Raw genomic sequence first — 16,463 nt, forward strand, 5'->3', positions numbered from 1 at the left:
ATCAGACTCTCCCCTCATATTTCCCCCAAAAAACAAAAACTCCCCTAGCGTGATGCAGGAGAGTCATGCCATGAACCATGTTCTGTAAGCCATGTTCTGTTCCGTCGTACTGCAAACGGCTTGCGCCTCGTACTTCGGCGGTAATCATCTATCTACAGGCTTATGCCTGTCCTTCTCTCCGTTCATTTCCTTCGAGAAGGTGCCCCTACCATTATTTGGGTTTCTCGCTCGTGGGGTTTACCGCGTTCCACTCTTGCCGTTTCCAGCAAGACTACGTCACTGTGGCACTTTAAAGGTAATCGAGCCATATCCGTTGCGGACGTAGGCTCTTTCCCTGCCGTCAGCCCAGCTTATTGCCAGACTGCCCTAGCTTATGTATTCGCTAGGCACGAACACTACGGGCATCTCAGCACCGTGCGAGCATGGACTTTCCTCTACGACGCATACGCATCGCAGCGATTACCCGAACATGATTCATGTAAGCATATGATAGTATATCCGAAACGATGAGCCAAATCAATAGAAAAAGTTGGAATATTCATTCGTAAAGTTTACTGCCAAAAACATGTTTTTCCAAATTAGAAAGACGTTGTAAAATATCGAAGTTCGTCGTTCCTGATTGAGATGGCTGACGTTTTTGCGCCTCCTGCAATTGGCTTTTTAGGCGTGTATTTTCTTGTTGTAATTGTTCAATCATTTGATGAAATGTTTCATAGTCTTTAATAATTAAATCGAGAAAGCGATCCACTTCATCTTGATTATATCCACGCATGCTTATTTTAAACTCTTTTTCGAGAATGTCTTTTGCTGTTAAGTTGATGCGATCCGAAAGCACGTTTGCTCACCTCAATTATCCATGTCTACACCTATTCTTTCAAAAAAAGCAGTCGTTGTCAATTTTTCATTTTCACAAACTTCGTCTTTTTTTCGACAAAAAACCGAAGGCGAATTGCCTTCGGTTAAAATGGTCGTGGGAACGGACCAGGCCCTGGACAAACAACATGTTGGTGTGATACATCGTTTACAACAGATTGTGTATGCGGAAAATAATGCTGATGCTGGAACACATGATGGTTCACATACGTCGTATGTGACGGATGAATGTGCGGCACAATCGTTGTTTGCATTTGATGTTGTGTACAACATTTTGTTGGATGAACGATCGGCGGCATCATATTCGGACGACAATGCATATTTCATACCCCTTTCGCATTAAAGTTTGTTACACTTCTAGCGTATGTACGAAGGGGGATACATGTACTAATGGAAATACCTATTTTACATGAACGTATAAATATTATGTTTCATATTCGCAAAAATAACGACGGTAGCCCCAATTAAAACGAAAAATAAATATAAAATTTTTTTGCTCATCGCTTCTCTCTCCGCAATTCATATTGTTCACAAATATACATTCTACTTCATTCTTTTTCATTCGACAAGAAGGGAAAACTTTGTCATTTTTTGCGCTTCCCTCGGAAATAACATAAAAATTTTCCTTCTTATTTTTGTTGCACATGATATAATATTCTAGGGGATTTTTAATAAATAATGGAGGGAATACGATGTCAAAATGTCCATTTCACACCCTTTTTAATGAAGCGGGAGCGATTCAACTGTTTCGAAAAAAGCATCAAAAAGAAAAAGAAGATGCGACTCTTCATCTTTCTACACCTTCACATGTAACAACATATTATCGCCAACTTCTTTCAAGCGATCGAAAACAGCAAGTCACTTTCGTCGGGCTGACAGAAGAAGATGTACAACAACTCGCTTCGATTCGCCCACTTTTTGCTAAACATGTCGAACGAATTGTCAATGCGTTTTACGATCAAGTTGGACAGATGCCGCATTTAAGAAACATTATTGACAATCATTCAACGATCGATCGCTTAAAACAAACATTGCGCGCTTATTTAATGGATATGGTATCTGGAGAAATTGGCGAACAGTACGTGATTCGTCGAAAAGTAATCGGCAACGTTCATAACCGCATCGGATTATTCCCAGAATGGTATTTAGGCGCTTATACCATTATTCAAAATGAAGTGCTCCGCATATTAATGGAAGAGTTGCCTCCAACAGAAGCAACGAACGTATATCGTTCGTTCGCTAAACTTTGTTCATTGGATATGCAAATCGCTATTGAAACATATATTGAGGCGTATACGTCTTCGATGATGAAATTAAACGAAATTGCAGAGTTACAACATCGGTTAACAGAATCATCTACAACACTTGCGTCAAGCGCAGAAGAAACGACTGCTTCCATTTTTGAAGTACAAAAAAACGTGCAAGATATGTTACATGAGGTGACAAACATCCAACATCAGTCCGTACAAATGACTGAACGGGTGGAAAAAGGAAAAGAAGATGTGAAGCAAACGTTAACAAAATTAGATGGTGTCGCGAAACTAATTGAAGGAACAAAGTCGTTGACGAATGAGCTAACAGATAGCTCGCGGAAAATCGGGGAAATCGTCAATGCGATTCGTAGCATTTCAAATCAAACAAACATTTTATCGTTAAATGCAAATATTGAAGCAGCGCGTGCTGGTGAACACGGAAAAGGATTTGCGGTCGTCGCAAATGAAGTACGAAAGCTCGCGGCACAAACCGAGCAATCGCTTGATTACATTCAAAATCATATTGATGTCGTACAACAAACGATTCGAAAGTTTGAACATGCGTTTCAACAAATTGTCGAGGAAACGCGCGCATTCCGGCAAGCAAATGAAAGCATTGTTCATATTTTTGATCAGTCCGTTACCGATGTGAAATCGACAAGTAAAAAAATTGATCAGTTTACTTCACTTATTACACAGTTTCATCAAATGTTTGATGAAATTTCATCAGCCGCATCTCAAATTGCTGAAATGGCCGAACAGTTAAACGACTTAAATCAAGAGTTGACAGAAAAATTTAATTCGTAATGGTTAAACGGAGGAAAGATGACGATGAAACACCCACGGCTGAAATACGAGCAACGAACGTTTGCGCATATAGATGAAATGGCAGAAACATTACTTCACGAAGCAAATGAGCAACTTGTACGAATCGATATGGGACTTCTTCCAAACGACGTACCATCACGAAATTATGCAAAGTTTCGTCTCATGCATTTACAACGTTCATTTGGAGAACATATCCCTATTTCGTTTCGTTCAACGTATAATTCTTTATGGAGTCAATTGTACCGCCTCGAGCATCAAGGGGATTATAAACATCCATATATTCAACAACTTTTTATTCAGTTAAGAAACAATGATTCAAGCTCAACTAAATGAAACAAATTATAGCACGATGATCTCAGCGATGCTCGAGCAATTAGATCGTTGTATCCAGCTAGACGACATGCAAAAATATACAGTACAACTCGTATTATGGGAGCTTGTTTCAAATGTTATTCGTCACTCTACAAAAAAAGATGCAGACGTATATATCAGTTGGTCAGATGAAACGGTCGTCATTGAAGTAATCGATCAAGGTGATGGGTTTGAATGGGAAAAACAACTAAACACCCTCCCTCCTCATTTCACACAACAAGAAGGGGGACGCGGACTTTTTCTCATTCAACAACTCGCCTCGCATTTTTCATTTGACGAAAAAGGAAAGCGTGCAATCGTTATGATTGCACGAAAAAAGGGGGAGAAATATGATTGACATTGTAACATATCATGACAAAATCGTTGTCTCTTTTCAGCAAGATATTAACTTTGAAACATCGCGTATCATGGAAGAAATGATTCAATCACAGTCGTGGGATACATCTCTTTTACAAATTGACTTATCTGCTGTTCGGTTTATTGATAGCTCTGGTGTTCGGTTGCTTATTAGCTGGCTGTATCCATTAAAAGATCGAATGCGAATTGAAATGACCGGTGTTTCAGCACCTATTAAGCATATATTATCGATTTGTCAATTGGATCAAATGGTAGACGTAAAATAGCGATCTGTTCACAGATCGCTATTTTACATGAATGGAAACAAACGTAATATCGTCATTTCCTTTCGCATATTGTGCTTGTTCATTGATCTTCTCTATCATTTGATCAAACGAATGAGCCATTTGCATTGTATGTGCAAGTTGATTCGCACATTCTTCACCTAACACTTCTATTAGCCCATCTGTGTAGAGAATAAGGTACGCTTCATGTTGAAAAGAAATCGTCCCTTTTTTATATGGGGCATTTGGTACAATACCGATTGGAATGCCTCCTTCTTTTAAAAACTTCATTTTTTGATCGGTCATGAATATTCCCGAAGGATGTCCTGCATTCACATATTCTATCACTTTTGTTTTCACATCAATCGTTCCGTAAAAAGCTGTAAAATAATATTTCGTTTCCTTTCCAAACAATTGAAAAGCATGTCGATTTAATTCATGCACAACCGCAAGCGGTTCAGTCACTTTCGTCATTAATCCGTGTAATAGCGAACGAATCGACATAGCAACGAGCGCAGATGCAACGCCATGCCCCATGACATCAATTACGATAAAAGCATACATATGGGGGCGAACTTGCTGCCAAAAATACAAATCGCCAGACAGTTGTGAGGACGGAATATACGTCCCAACAAAATGAATATGTTCATTATTCATTCGTTCAGGGAGCAAACCTTCTTGAACGAGTCGAGCTAAGTGTAAATCTTCGTTCATCTTTTTTTGCATCGCCCACATATGTCGATAACTTTCCATATATGCTTCGTTCGTTCGTTTCAGTTGATCCATCGTTTCTTTTTGGCGATACGCCAATTGAACACGAGCAATCAGTTCAACCATGGTAAACGGCTTGCGAATGTAGTCAAATGCCCCGGCTGCAAACGCTTCTTCTAATTTTTGTTCCTCATCGTAACCGGTGACCATTAATACAGGAACGTGTTGTAATTGCTCATGTTGTTTAAAGCGCCGACACCATTCAATACCGTCTGTTTTCGGCATACAAATATCCATTAAAATGACATCTACATGTTGCGATAAAATATATGCGTATGCTTCATCTGCATCCTCAAACGGATAAATTGAAATATTTTCAATATGTTCAAGCATTGCTTCAATCATTTCTAATGTTGGTCTATAATCATCAATAACTACTACTTTCATCTTCCGTCGCCCTTTTCGTTATGTTTTTATATTTTATTTATACACGTCACAAAGTCGAAAAGGCTAGTTAAAGATGAAAGTTTTGCAAACTTTTTATTTTCCACGAAAATGCGGACGACGCTTTTCTAAAAAGGCACGAATGCCTTCCGCATGATCTTCTGTTTTTCGCATTTCTGCTTGATATGCTGTCTCCATTTGCAACGTTTTCAACAATTGTTCTTCGCTTAAATGAGCATACAACTGCTTCGTTGCAATCATCGCAACAATCGGTTTAGCCAACCATTCATTCACTTTTTGTTGAATCGTCTGTTCATCGCCAATTCCATCAATGAGTCCCACTTCATATGCCTCTTGTGCACTCATCACTTTTCCTTCCCATATTACTTGTTTTGATTTTACTTCTCCAATTTTCCGTTTTAAAAAGAAATGGCCACCGCCATCTGGGATTAATCCAATGCCGATAAAATTCATTGCAACACGTGCTTGTTCGTTTGCAATAACATGATCGCAAGCGAGCGCTAAGCTAAGTCCTAATCCTGCAGCAGCGCCATGCACGTAACTGATCGTTAGTTTCGGCAATTGATATAGTGTGAGAGCAATATGTTTAATCGTTTCCATTACTTCTATGAATGAATGCTCATTCGTTGATTGCAACATCGTTTTAATGTCTCCCCCTGCACAAAATCCCTTTCCTCGTCCACGAATGACGACAATATCTGCCTCGCTTTTTTCCACTTCTTTTAACGCTTGTAGCAACTCTGCTAACATTTGTTCGTTTAAAGCGTTCAACGCATCCGGACGATTCAATTCAATTGTTGCGACTCGTTCTTTATATGACAATACGATATGTTCCATTTTTCCCATCTCCCTCTTTCATCTGTTCGTTTTTCTCTTTCGACACATATAAAGAAAATCCTGCATCAAAAATATAAACATTTAGTAATAAAAAAGACGACATTAACTGCCGCCTTTTTGTTTTGCATCCATCACCATCTCATATAGCTGCTTTGTTTGTTCCCGAATTTGTTCGGCACGGCAAATGGCCGAAATGACAGCGATTCCATCTGCTCCCGCTTCAATGACTTGTTTTGCTGTTTGGTGTGTAATCCCACCGATTGCCACAAGCGGAACGTGCTTTTCATGCGCGCGAATGTGCTTAATCATTGCCAATCCACATGCTTGTTTTGCATCTTCTTTTGAAACAGTTGGGAAAATTGGACCTAATCCAACATAATCGGCACGAGCAGAAAGCGCTTGTTTCACTTCATTCAAGTTGTGCACAGATACCCCTAAATAGCGATCCCCTATTCGATCACGAACACGTTCAGCTGCCTCGTCTTCTTGTCCGACATGAACCCCATCTGCCTGTAAGGTAAGCGCTAAATCAACATCATCATTTACAATAAAAGGAATGTTGTGAGCAAGACATCGCTCAAACAATTTCTCAGCTAAGCGATATTTTTCAACTCCTGTAAGTGCCCCTTTTCCTTTTTCCCGAAACTGAAACATCGTAATGCCACCTTCGATCGCTTCATCAAGCACAGCGAGTGGATCTTTCGTACAATCGACACTCCCCATCACAAAATATAAAGATAGTTTTTGCTTCATCATTTTATTCCCCTCGAATGTGTGCGTATTCATCTACTTCTTCTGCGCTCGTTTCGTATAAAGCATTCAGAAATGCAAGCTGAAAAGAACCAGGTGCTTGCGTTTGTTTGGCTGCTTTTTCAGCCGCTATACCGTAATAAGCGAGCGCAGCGACGGATGATTCTACGATGTTTTCTCCTACACTAGCAAATGCGCCTAATACCGCACTTAATAAGCAACCTGTTCCCGTTACTTTCGTCAACATCGCATCGCCGTTTGAAACGATCGTTACGTGTTCTCCATCTGTCACTATATCATTTTCCCCAGTTACAACGACTACACAGTGAAACATACGTGCTACTTTTTTTGCGACGTGCATGAGATCACCTTGAACGTCCCCTGCATCTACCCCTTTTGTACGTACTTGTTCTCCAGCAACGCTTGCGATTTCTGATGCATTTCCGCGCAAAATAGAAATGTTTACTTCATTCAATATACGTCTTGCTGTTTCCGTGCGATACGCTGTCGCTCCCGCCCCAACGGGATCAAAAACAACAGGAATGTTTGCTTCATTTGCCGCTTTTCCAGCAATCAACATCGCTTCTACGTCTGTTTCATTTAATGTGCCGATATTCAATACAAGCGCACGTGCCAAGCGCACCATATCAGCTACTTCTTCTTTGGCATACGCCATGACAGGAGATGCACCTATCGCAAGTAAACCGTTAGCAACAAAATTGGTCACCACCACATTTGTCATATTATGTACAAGCGGTGACTCCTTTCTAACGCGCGTTAACCATTGTCCAACATTCATCGTTCATTCCCCCTATAAAAAATAAAAACTAGTCGGAAAGAATCGACTAGTTTACATTGCCAAAACATAGCCTACTTCCCTCCGCTGGTACAAACCAGATCAGGTTCAAAGGGTTGGAAAACTGATTACGCGTTTTCCTCTCAGCCATCGCCATCCGGCACCCCTAGTAGTGTGATTCATTTAATTTTCTTTCATTTTAATACATTTTTTCTCATTATTCAATATAGAACATTGTCAATTTTCGTTCACATTTTTGTATAGAAGTGTGATATGTATCACTTACGTCACACATATTTTCCCCTATTGTTAAAGTGTTAATAAGAAGAGGAGGGGTTATGATGTTTTGTCATCAATGTGAACAAACACCAACAGGGGGATGTACAGTTGTCGGCGTTTGCGGGAAGGATGAAACGATTGCAAGCTTGCAAGATACTATTGTGTTTGCGTTAAAAGGAATTGCAGCATATCGCACGCATGCTCATCAACTCGGATACACAGATCCATTCGTCGACACAACAACACACGAAGCGTTATATATGACGTTAACAAATTCTAACTTTAACGTACAAGAGCATTTAGATATGGCAATGAAAGTTGGTAGAGCTGCCATTCGAGTCATGGAACTACTTGATCGGGCACATACGGAACGGCTTGGCATTCCTCAGCCCGTCCGAGTCACACAAAATAAAATTGAAGGAAAATGTATTCTTGTAACAGGACATAATTTATTTGCTCTCGAACAGCTATTAAAGCAAACGGAAGGAAAAGGAATTAATATTTATACACACTCAGAAATGCTTCCAGCACACGGTTACCCACAATTAAAAAAATACAAACATCTAAAAGGAAATGTCGGAAAAGCATGGTATGATCAACGTCGCTTATTTGAAAAGTTTCCTGGCGCCATTTTAGCGACAACAAACTGTGTCATGCCAATTAAAGGTTCGTACGCTGATCGCATGTTTTCATACGATGTGGCAGGATTAGAACATGTACAAAAAATTGAAAATGACGATTTCACACCGTTAATTGAAAAAGCATTACAACTTCCAGAAGCAAATATCGAATCAGAAGAAACATTAGTGACCGGTTTCCATCACGAAACAGTCATTCAAATTGCGCCTGAAATTATTCAAGCTGTAAAGGAAGGAAAAATTCAACGCTTTTTCGTTATTGCAGGATGTGATGCTCCTGGAAAAGGTGGTGAATATTATCGCTCATTAGCAACATCTTTACCAGAAAACACCGTCATTTTAACGACATCTTGTGGAAAATTCCGCTTTAACGATGTGGATTATGGTGTTGTTCCTGGTACAAACATTCCGCGATATATTGACTTAGGACAATGCAATAACTCGATTTCAACAGTAAAAATTGCGATGGCGCTTGCAGAAGCGTTTGGCTGTGAAGTGAATGAACTGCCTGTTAGCATCGTCCTTTCGTGGTTTGAACAAAAAGCGGTTGCCATCTTACTCGGATTGTTTAGTTTAGGCATTCAAGACATTCGAATTGGACCGAAAGCACCACACTTCATTTCAGAAGGTGTGTTACTCGTCCTACAGGATATGTTCGGTCTCAAACTTATCGGTGACGTAGAAGAAGATATGCAAGCCATGTTAGCACATTAAAAGGGCTGTTTCATCCAGCCCTTTTCATATTTACGAAGCTTGATCTAACCATACACTCATATTAAATCCTTCTTCTGTGACATATCCATCCACACTCCAAATGCGCTTTTTCTCTTTTTTTGCTTCCTCTTGTGCTTTATACAATCTTTTTGCATATTTTGTATCCGGTTCAAACACATAAGCAACGCGTGCAAGCCCTTCTTGTACAATTTTTTCTTGATACAAAGTTCCATCCTCCAACCATATGTACGCAAGCAATCGACCGTAACGATCATACGGTTGTTCTTTCGCACTTAATTCGACCGTCACTTTTTTGTGAAGAAGAACGTCTTTAGCCATTTGTTTTGCTTCTTCACCATACGCCTGTTTTTCGCGATACGTTTCGGGCGTGTCAATGTTTAACAGACGAACGGTTACCATCTCTCCATCTTTTTTTACTTTGACTGTATCTCCATCAACAACGTATTGTACTGTCGTAACAAACGTCGTTCCTTTATTTTGCTGTACACAGCCGTGAATAAGGAAAATGAATACAAAAAGAACAAACCATTTTTTCATCCTCGTATCATCTCACCTTCAAGGTGCGAAATATTTGACTCACATTCCAACATCCACTTTTCTCCATCGAACGAAACAATTGTCACACTCGTACCATATACGCGACTATTTTCCCATAACTGTGCGAGCGTTTGCTGTTTCCAATATACAAGAAGCGTACGAATAACGACACCATGTGTCACGACGAGAACATGACCTTCTGAATGAGTGTGAGCAATATGATGAATGGCAGCTACAGCTCGCCGTTGCACATCAAGAAATGTTTCTCCAACAGTCGGATTGTACGCATGTGGTTCATAATAAAAATGATGATGATTTCGCTCGTCCGTTTGAGCAATTTCGGCAATCGTTTTCCCTTCCCAATTCCCTAAATGAATTTCACGTAATCGCTCATCAAAATAAGTTGGTATGTCACGTTGTCCTAAAACAATTTGAGCCGTTTCTTTTGTTCGATCGCTCGGGCTACAATACAGAGCCGTAAACGGAACTGTACGAAAGCGTTCCTGTAAAAGTGACGCATGTTTTCTTCCTGTTGCGGTTAAAGATGAATCTTTCCATCCTTGCATACGTTGTTGAGCATTCCACTCTGTTTCTGCATGGCGAATGACGTATAATTTTAACATGTTACATTCCCCCTCCAAACGAAAAAAGTAAGCTATGTTCGCTTACTTTTTCAGTATGCCATATGTTGTGAAAGTTGTGCAAAAAATATAGATTCTAGCGATTGCCCATCTTGACAAAGTGTAGAAACCGAATCATATACGAGCATTTGTCCTTGATGAATAAACGCAACAGTATCTGCGATTTCTTCCACGATCGACAACATATGTGTCGAAAAAATAACAGCTTTCCCCTTTTCTTTTTCCGTGCGAATAAGGCGTTTAAATTCCCATACCCAGTACGGATCTAAGCCATTCGTTGGCTCGTCTAAAATAAGCAATGGGGCGTCCGCTAAAAGCGCTTGCGCAAAGGCAAGGCGTTGTTGCATTCCTTTTGAATATGTCTTGACTTGCTTATGTTGATCATTCGTCAATCCAACAAGCTGTAAACATTGTTCGACACGCTCAACTGCTGCTCCTTGCCATCGTCCAAACAAAGATAATACTTCGTAACCGGTTAAAAGCGGAGGAAATTGCAAATGATCAGGCATAAAAGAAAACCAATGTTTATCGTCTTTTTGAACTTGCTTTCCGTTTACACATATGTCTCCTTTTGTTGGAGTGAGCTGTCCAATTAACATTTTAATAATTGTACTTTTCCCTGCACCGTTACCACCGCATAACGCCAAACATTGTCCCGATTGAAGAGAAAATGAAATGTTTTCTACTTTGTTTTGCTCATTATATATTTTCGTTAATTGTCTCACCTCAAGCATGTCGTTTCCCTCGTTTCATCCATACGTTCGCTAAAAATAATGGCACAATGATCCATACGCACGCGATCGCCAAAAAGACTAGTTGTCCACTTGCACTTTCTGCCCATTTCGACCATTCATATAGCTGTGGGCCAAATAGAGCGCTACTTTTCATCGCCGTTATCGTCCAAACACGCACAAGCTCAACGGGATTAAACATAACGGATAACCCGAATAGGAAGATGGTAAACTGTTTTGGCACAAGCGATAATAATGCTAATGTGAGAAATTCATAAAATAAAACGAAAAATGCCCAAATAAACAAGCTGACACCGAGTGCTTGTAAACGATTAGAAGCAACAAGTCCAATGAATAAAGCGATGGCTAAAAAAATGCTCGTTAATACGATCGTCAATGCAAACGAAAGGAAAAAAAATGTCGACCACGTTCCTCCTGTTGTAAAAAGGACAACACTTGCACTTCCATATCCGAAAGCAATCACTGTCCATAATGATATACAACTACCGACATATAATCCGAACGTTAACGAACGAGGGGAGATCGGATATGTTAATATAAGTGATAACCGACCGTCTTCTTTCTCCCCTGCAATAAACAAACTACCTGCTAATAAGGAGACAAGTGGAACAAGTAAAAGAGACAAGTTTAATAAAGCTGCCGTCGAACGTGTAAATACTCCTGCTGTCTCGTGCCCGCTACTCGCGATCACAGTTGATGATAAAACAGCAAATATAATGGCGAAGCTCATTAGCCATTTGCTACGAATCATCATCATCCATTGGTACTTCATCGCTGTATTCATTGTTCAAATCCCCACCGATGTTGTTTTAGTTGCTCATACGTCCATAACTGCCCTTCCCCTTCTTGTTCCATATACGCTTTCGCATGTTGCTCATTCGCAAATGAAACGACGCCATAGTTCATCGGCGTCCAATAATTTGGATGATAAGCATAGACCGCTTTCTCGAGCTCAATCCATTCACCGTTTGTTACATCACGAACATATAGCTTAGCTATGTCGTCGTTGTTTTGCTTATTCATCCATTCCATCATGCAGCCGATATCATCAAATTTTTGCACCGTTCCATCTTTTAAAATCGCTTCTGTCGCATATTGCTCTGCTGCGATACTCATATTGCAAACTACACATACATCAATATCTGGATTAATGTCTTCGGGTTCATACGTTTTCTCTCCACTACATGCGGCAAGAAAACATGCAAATAAAAGACTAGCAATTTTTTTCATGTTTCATTCCCCTTCCATATGCAAACATCAACAAACTGCTTACTAATAAGATGCTTCCAAACAACAATAGTCGCCATGATCGTTCGTTTGTTGTACTTTTCTTGTGACTGATTTCCGTAAGCGGAAAACGATCTTCTCCTTGTGCCTGTGCTTGTGTAAAAAATGACTCCGTCGTATTTAGAAGTGCTAGTGCAGGACTTTGAAAATAAAATTGCACACTCGGCCATTGTCGTAACAGTCGACTATACATGGAACGAATACGATGTGGGGCATCCCCAATTCCATCATCGTTCAAGTCGTAAAACCGATAACTATCCCAATAGTTCCCTTTTTCCCCATCATCAAATGAAATAGCAGTCCCTTGAATGAGCGCGTCTTCCATATTTCCTAAAAATTTATTTTCAACAACAATCGTGTCATGATTTTGATATAAACTATGCAGAGCACGATAATTTCCAATGAATTCATTTGCTTTTATGGCACAATGACGTGCATTTTGTAATGATAACGCTGTGCTATTATAAAGTAACCTATTTTGATGCATCAAAACATGTTCACTATCATAAATAAGCGCTCCGTAGCCACGGTAATCTAATTGTTTGGCAATCGTATTTTGTTCGATCATAAATCGTTTTGACATCATCATCATAATTCCATTAATATTTTCCATCAGCACGTTCTCTTTTGTTATTCCATCCTCAGCATACATAAAATGAATGGCATAGCGTGCATTTGTTACTTTATTTTTCTCGATCGTCGTATGTTCAGCTCCATCCAAATACACACCATCTTGTACACGCGAAATATCATTTTGACTTACAACGACATGTTTTGTTTTCAATAAGTGAATGCCGTTGCCCCGTTGAGCAAAGTGAACATCCCTGCCACGAATAACATTGTTGATGAGATGAATATTTGTTCCTTTTTCGACGTAAACACCGTAATGGACATCTTCGATATGTACATTTTTTAACGTGACATGTGCGCTTTCTTTAATTTGTACACCTGCTCCTTTTCCGTACGCACTTCTATGAATCGTGAGCCCTTCTATATAAACATGAGGCGCACGAATCGTTATGACATATTCACTTCCATTCCCATCAACTACCGCTCCGGGCTCAGCAATCAAATGAATCGGCTTATGAATAATAATCGGACCTTCATATACTCCTCGTTTGACGACTAATACATCGCCGGCGTGCGCTTCATCAATGGCCTGTTGCAACTGTTTATGTCCTTCCATCGTTTGTCCATATACAGTTTTTGTAAACAACAGCGTGACGATTGGTATAAGCCAAAAAAATAAACTACGCATATACATTCATTCCTTGTTCGTATCATTTATACATCTACACTAATGTAAATTTGTGAAGAAAAAAGAAAATATATGTGAACAAAACGTGAAAAGAGGCACTAATGAAGCGCCTCTTTCGATTGATTATGTTGTTCGAGCCATTGTAGTAACTTTTCCGCTTCTAACGATTGACTAAAGTAAAACCCTTGCGCAAAATCACAATCCATCTTTTGCAACAAAGATACTTGATCGTCACGTTCTACTCCTTCGGCAAGTACTTGTAAATCTAAACTTTTCGCTAAATGAATAATCGTATCAACAATCGTAGCATCTTTCGAATTATCGGTAATATCACGAATGAATGAGCGATCAATTTTCACCAATGAAACGGGTAGGTTACGAATATAAGCAAGCTCGGTTGATAGCATAAATAAAACTGCTTGTAAATTCCCTTCCTTGTTATATAACGCGGTTGCTTGTACATATACATCGTTTTGTCCATTTTTTTGTTTTACAATGGCATACGAAACGGTGCGCCCATTTTCAGCTTCTTGAATAAACTTTTCTAACAGCTCGCGATCAACCTCACGATGATAAAAATGTTGAAAAAAATGTTCATCTGCTCCTAAAATTTTTCCATTTGGGGCAATGACAGCGATTGCTTGCATCATTTTATTCATCCTCTTTGTTGTTAAAATTCTATCTTCATTTTCACTAAAAACGTTGAAAAAATCAACAACGTTTCTAATATTTCTGAATAATATCCTTTTTTTAGAAAAGCGCACAATGTTACCTTGTGCGCTTCTCCCATAAAATTAATAAGCTTAGTACGCTAACAAAAATCGTTGCACCCATATCGGATAAAATAGCGATCCATAACGTTAACCAACCTGGAATGGTTAATAGTAGCGCCATCGCTTTTAATGCGAGCGCTACCGCAATATTGAAACGAATCGTGCGATTCACTCGTCGAGCGATAGCGATCGCTTCTGGCAATTTCCCTAGATGATCTTGCATCAAAACAACATCCGCTGTTTCGATTGCGCTATCTGTCCCTTTCCCCATAGCAATTCCAACATGCGCATGAGCAAGCGCGGGTGCATCATTCATTCCATCCCCTATCATTGCTACGATATCGTCCTTCATTAACTGTTTTATTTTTTCTACTTTCTGTTCAGGAACAAGCTGAGCGAATACATCTGTCACTCCTACTTGCTTTGCTACTTGTTCCGCTGTTTTTTCGTGATCTCCTGTTAACATCACTGTACGACGAATACCGATACGATGCAGTTGCTTTATCACCGCTTGACTCTCTTCGCGCACTTCATCAGCAATGCCAAATAAGCCGAGTACATGTTGTTCATCCGCTACAAAAACGATCGTCCGGCCTTCAATTTTTAACTTCTCCGCATCTTTTTGAATTTTCTCGGACAGATCTTGTTGATCAAACATTCGTTCATTTCCAATACGATAGCGCTTCCCATCTATTTTCCCTTCTATTCCGCTTCCTGTTCTCGTCTCAATTTGTTCGGGTTGTTCATATGAAATATCATGCTGTTTTGCTTTTTGAACAATCGCTCGCGCAAGTGGATGGGAAGATACACTTTCTAACGATGCGGCAATACGAAGCAGTTCATTTTCGTCAATATATGCAATGACATCCGTGACATGAGGCTTTCCTTTTGTGATTGTCCCTGTTTTATCAAAAGCAATCGTACGGACACGACCAAGCGTTTCTAAATGAACGCCTCCTTTCACTAACACTCCTTTTTTCGCATTACGCGTCATACCAGCTAACAAAGCTATAGGAGATGATAAAATAAGCGCGCAAGGACAACCAACAATTAAAACTGCTAAACCTTGATATAATGCATCGTGCCAAGGTACTCCAAACGCTAAAGGTGGAATGGTCATCACGAATAACGAAATCACCATAATGAATGGAGTATAGTATTTCGCAAAGCGATGAATAAACAATTCAAGCGGTGTTTTTGTTTCTTGTGCTTCTTGCACAAGATGTAATATTTTAGATAAAGAACTGTCTTTATATTGTTTTGTAATTTGGACGTGTAACACTCCTTCGTTATTCACACTTCCTCCATACACGCTCATTCCTGTTTCTTTTTCAATTGGCATCGATTCACCTGTAATCGCCGCTTCATTGACTGAACTTTTTCCTTGGATGACAACGCCGTCTGATGGAATTTTTTCACCGGGACGAACGAGCACCACATCTCCAACTTGTAACGAATCAACCGAAACGGCACGCGTTTGCCCGTTATATATGACAAGCGCTTCTTTTGGTACTTGTTTTAGCAACATATCAAGCGATCGCCGCGCCCGTTCCATGCCTAATCCTTCTAAATATTCGTTTATACCAAATAAAATGGCAACAACAGTCGCTTCTTTCCACTCTCCGATCCCAAACGCTCCGATCAGTGCAATCGTCATTAACGTATCCATATTGAAACGAAAACGAACGACATTTTTCAGCCCTTTGATAAACGTTTTATATCCGCTCAATGCTGTCGCAATGATATAAATGATAACGACTTCGTTACCGATAACTCGTTCGAATAAAAGTGCCATGACAAAAAGGAAAATAGATGTGCCAACGAGATAAAGAAGAGGATTTCGTTTTCTTTGTGACTGCTCATCGTCTGCCATATATGCCCCATCTGTCGCCAAAATCGCACGTACTTTTTCTAAATCTACGCGTTCATTCACACGCAATTTCCCGCTACTGTAGCTTAACGTCGCTCCTTCTCCATATGGAAGTGACTGAATTTGTTCTTCTAATGCTCGCGCACAATTTGCGCATGTCAACCCTTTCACTTGATACTCCTTCACTT

Annotated in this window: 18 protein-coding genes, 1 other RNA gene, 1 pseudogene and 1 riboswitch; of the genes and pseudogenes, 5 read left to right on the forward strand and 15 right to left on the reverse strand. The window is 39.8% G+C overall.

The genetic code is table 11. The annotated features are described in order from the left end of the window. Positions 1-80 precede the first annotated feature (80 nt). The 3 genes from rnpB to K1I43_RS09525 form a co-directional block, all read right to left on the reverse strand. Positions 81-471, reverse strand: an RNA gene (gene rnpB, locus K1I43_RS09515) — RNase P RNA component class B. 67 nt (positions 472-538) lie between these two features. Then, positions 539-835, reverse strand: a complete 297-nt coding sequence (gpsB, locus tag K1I43_RS09520; RefSeq protein WP_009361304.1) for a cell division regulator GpsB — start codon at positions 833-835, stop codon at positions 539-541. 124 nt (positions 836-959) lie between these two features. After that, positions 960-1,193, reverse strand: a complete 234-nt coding sequence (locus K1I43_RS09525; RefSeq protein ID WP_009361305.1) for a CotD family spore coat protein — start codon at positions 1,191-1,193, stop codon at positions 960-962. Between the two features lie 372 nt (positions 1,194-1,565). On the opposite strand from K1I43_RS09525, the gene K1I43_RS09530 reads away from it, so the two are divergent. From K1I43_RS09530 to K1I43_RS09545, 4 genes are read left to right on the forward strand one after another with little or no spacing between them, the layout of a single operon-like run. Next, positions 1,566-2,933 (forward strand): globin-coupled sensor protein, encoded by a 1,368-nt coding sequence (locus K1I43_RS09530; RefSeq protein WP_136260205.1) that lies wholly within the window; start codon positions 1,566-1,568, stop codon positions 2,931-2,933. 18 nt (positions 2,934-2,951) lie between these two features. After that, the gene (locus K1I43_RS09535; RefSeq protein ID WP_019417713.1) at positions 2,952-3,287 is read left to right on the forward strand and encodes a hypothetical protein; all 336 of its coding nucleotides are present in this window, start codon (positions 2,952-2,954) and stop codon (positions 3,285-3,287) included. After that, on the forward strand, positions 3,265-3,663 hold the full coding sequence (locus K1I43_RS09540; protein WP_136260206.1) for an ATP-binding protein: 399 nt from the start codon (positions 3,265-3,267) through the stop codon (positions 3,661-3,663). Before K1I43_RS09535 ends, K1I43_RS09540 begins: the two co-directional genes overlap by 23 nt. Continuing rightward, positions 3,656-3,949, forward strand: coding sequence for an STAS domain-containing protein (locus tag K1I43_RS09545; protein ID WP_009361310.1), 294 nt, complete (start codon positions 3,656-3,658; stop codon positions 3,947-3,949). Before K1I43_RS09540 ends, K1I43_RS09545 begins: the two co-directional genes overlap by 8 nt. An 18-nt stretch (positions 3,950-3,967) precedes the next feature. Here K1I43_RS09545 and K1I43_RS09550 read toward each other — a convergent pair whose 3' ends face one another. The 4 genes from K1I43_RS09550 to thiM all read right to left on the reverse strand — a co-directional run bounded on the left by K1I43_RS09550 (position 3,968) and on the right by thiM (position 7,508). Beyond that, positions 3,968-5,104 carry a fused response regulator/phosphatase gene (locus K1I43_RS09550; RefSeq protein ID WP_136260207.1) on the reverse strand — a complete coding sequence of 379 codons (1,137 nt, stop codon included), beginning with the start codon at positions 5,102-5,104 and terminating at the stop codon, positions 3,968-3,970. 93 nt (positions 5,105-5,197) lie between these two features. Beyond that, positions 5,198-5,959: an enoyl-CoA hydratase gene (locus K1I43_RS09555; protein ID WP_035066349.1), complete on the reverse strand. Its 762-nt coding sequence runs from the start codon at positions 5,957-5,959 to the stop codon at positions 5,198-5,200. Between the two features lie 102 nt (positions 5,960-6,061). Continuing rightward, positions 6,062-6,715 carry a thiamine phosphate synthase gene (gene thiE, locus K1I43_RS09560; protein ID WP_136260208.1) on the reverse strand — a complete coding sequence of 218 codons (654 nt, stop codon included), beginning with the start codon at positions 6,713-6,715 and terminating at the stop codon, positions 6,062-6,064. A 1-nt stretch (position 6,716) separates the two neighbouring features. After that, on the reverse strand, positions 6,717-7,508 hold the full coding sequence (thiM, locus tag K1I43_RS09565; protein WP_136260209.1) for a hydroxyethylthiazole kinase: 792 nt from the start codon (positions 7,506-7,508) through the stop codon (positions 6,717-6,719). 59 nt (positions 7,509-7,567) lie between these two features. Continuing rightward, positions 7,568-7,683, reverse strand: a riboswitch (TPP riboswitch). A gap of 163 nt (positions 7,684-7,846) precedes the next feature. Here thiM and hcp point away from each other — a divergent pair. Beyond that, complete coding sequence (hcp, locus tag K1I43_RS09570) at positions 7,847-9,136, forward strand: hydroxylamine reductase (RefSeq protein WP_026011685.1); 1,290 nt, start codon at positions 7,847-7,849, stop codon at positions 9,134-9,136. A gap of 30 nt (positions 9,137-9,166) precedes the next feature. On the opposite strand, the gene K1I43_RS09575 is transcribed toward hcp, so the two are convergent. The 8 genes and pseudogenes from K1I43_RS09575 to K1I43_RS09610 form a co-directional block, all read right to left on the reverse strand. Beyond that, positions 9,167-9,694 (reverse strand): thermonuclease family protein, encoded by a 528-nt coding sequence (locus tag K1I43_RS09575; protein ID WP_019417719.1) that lies wholly within the window; start codon positions 9,692-9,694, stop codon positions 9,167-9,169. Next, positions 9,691-10,317: a histidine phosphatase family protein gene (locus K1I43_RS09580; RefSeq protein WP_019417720.1), complete on the reverse strand. Its 627-nt coding sequence runs from the start codon at positions 10,315-10,317 to the stop codon at positions 9,691-9,693. The genes K1I43_RS09575 and K1I43_RS09580 overlap by 4 nt, the downstream gene beginning before the upstream one ends. A 50-nt stretch (positions 10,318-10,367) precedes the next feature. Continuing rightward, positions 10,368-11,069: an ABC transporter ATP-binding protein gene (locus tag K1I43_RS09585; protein WP_019417721.1), complete on the reverse strand. Its 702-nt coding sequence runs from the start codon at positions 11,067-11,069 to the stop codon at positions 10,368-10,370. Next, a complete protein-coding gene (locus K1I43_RS09590; protein ID WP_009361320.1) occupies positions 11,062-11,871 on the reverse strand; it encodes an ABC transporter permease in 810 nt (269 codons plus the stop codon). The genes K1I43_RS09585 and K1I43_RS09590 overlap by 8 nt, the downstream gene beginning before the upstream one ends. Then, on the reverse strand, positions 11,868-12,317 hold the full coding sequence (locus tag K1I43_RS09595; protein ID WP_009361321.1) for a nitrous oxide reductase accessory protein NosL: 450 nt from the start codon (positions 12,315-12,317) through the stop codon (positions 11,868-11,870). The genes K1I43_RS09590 and K1I43_RS09595 overlap by 4 nt, the downstream gene beginning before the upstream one ends. Further along, on the reverse strand, positions 12,301-13,632 hold the full coding sequence (locus tag K1I43_RS09600; RefSeq protein ID WP_019417722.1) for a right-handed parallel beta-helix repeat-containing protein: 1,332 nt from the start codon (positions 13,630-13,632) through the stop codon (positions 12,301-12,303). The genes K1I43_RS09595 and K1I43_RS09600 overlap by 17 nt, the downstream gene beginning before the upstream one ends. Positions 13,633-13,730: 98 nt before the next feature. Continuing rightward, positions 13,731-14,030 (reverse strand): annotated as a pseudogene (locus tag K1I43_RS09605) (EAL domain-containing protein); the annotation flags it as partial. 370 nt (positions 14,031-14,400) lie between these two features. Continuing rightward, positions 14,401-16,461, reverse strand: a complete 2,061-nt coding sequence (locus K1I43_RS09610; protein ID WP_019417724.1) for a heavy metal translocating P-type ATPase — start codon at positions 16,459-16,461, stop codon at positions 14,401-14,403. Positions 16,462-16,463: the final 2 nt, after the last annotated feature.

Origin of the sequence: Anoxybacillus sp. ST70, from assembly GCF_019553625.1 — a bacterium.
Taxonomy (GTDB): Bacteria; Bacillota; Bacilli; order Bacillales; family Anoxybacillaceae; genus Anoxybacillus; species Anoxybacillus gonensis.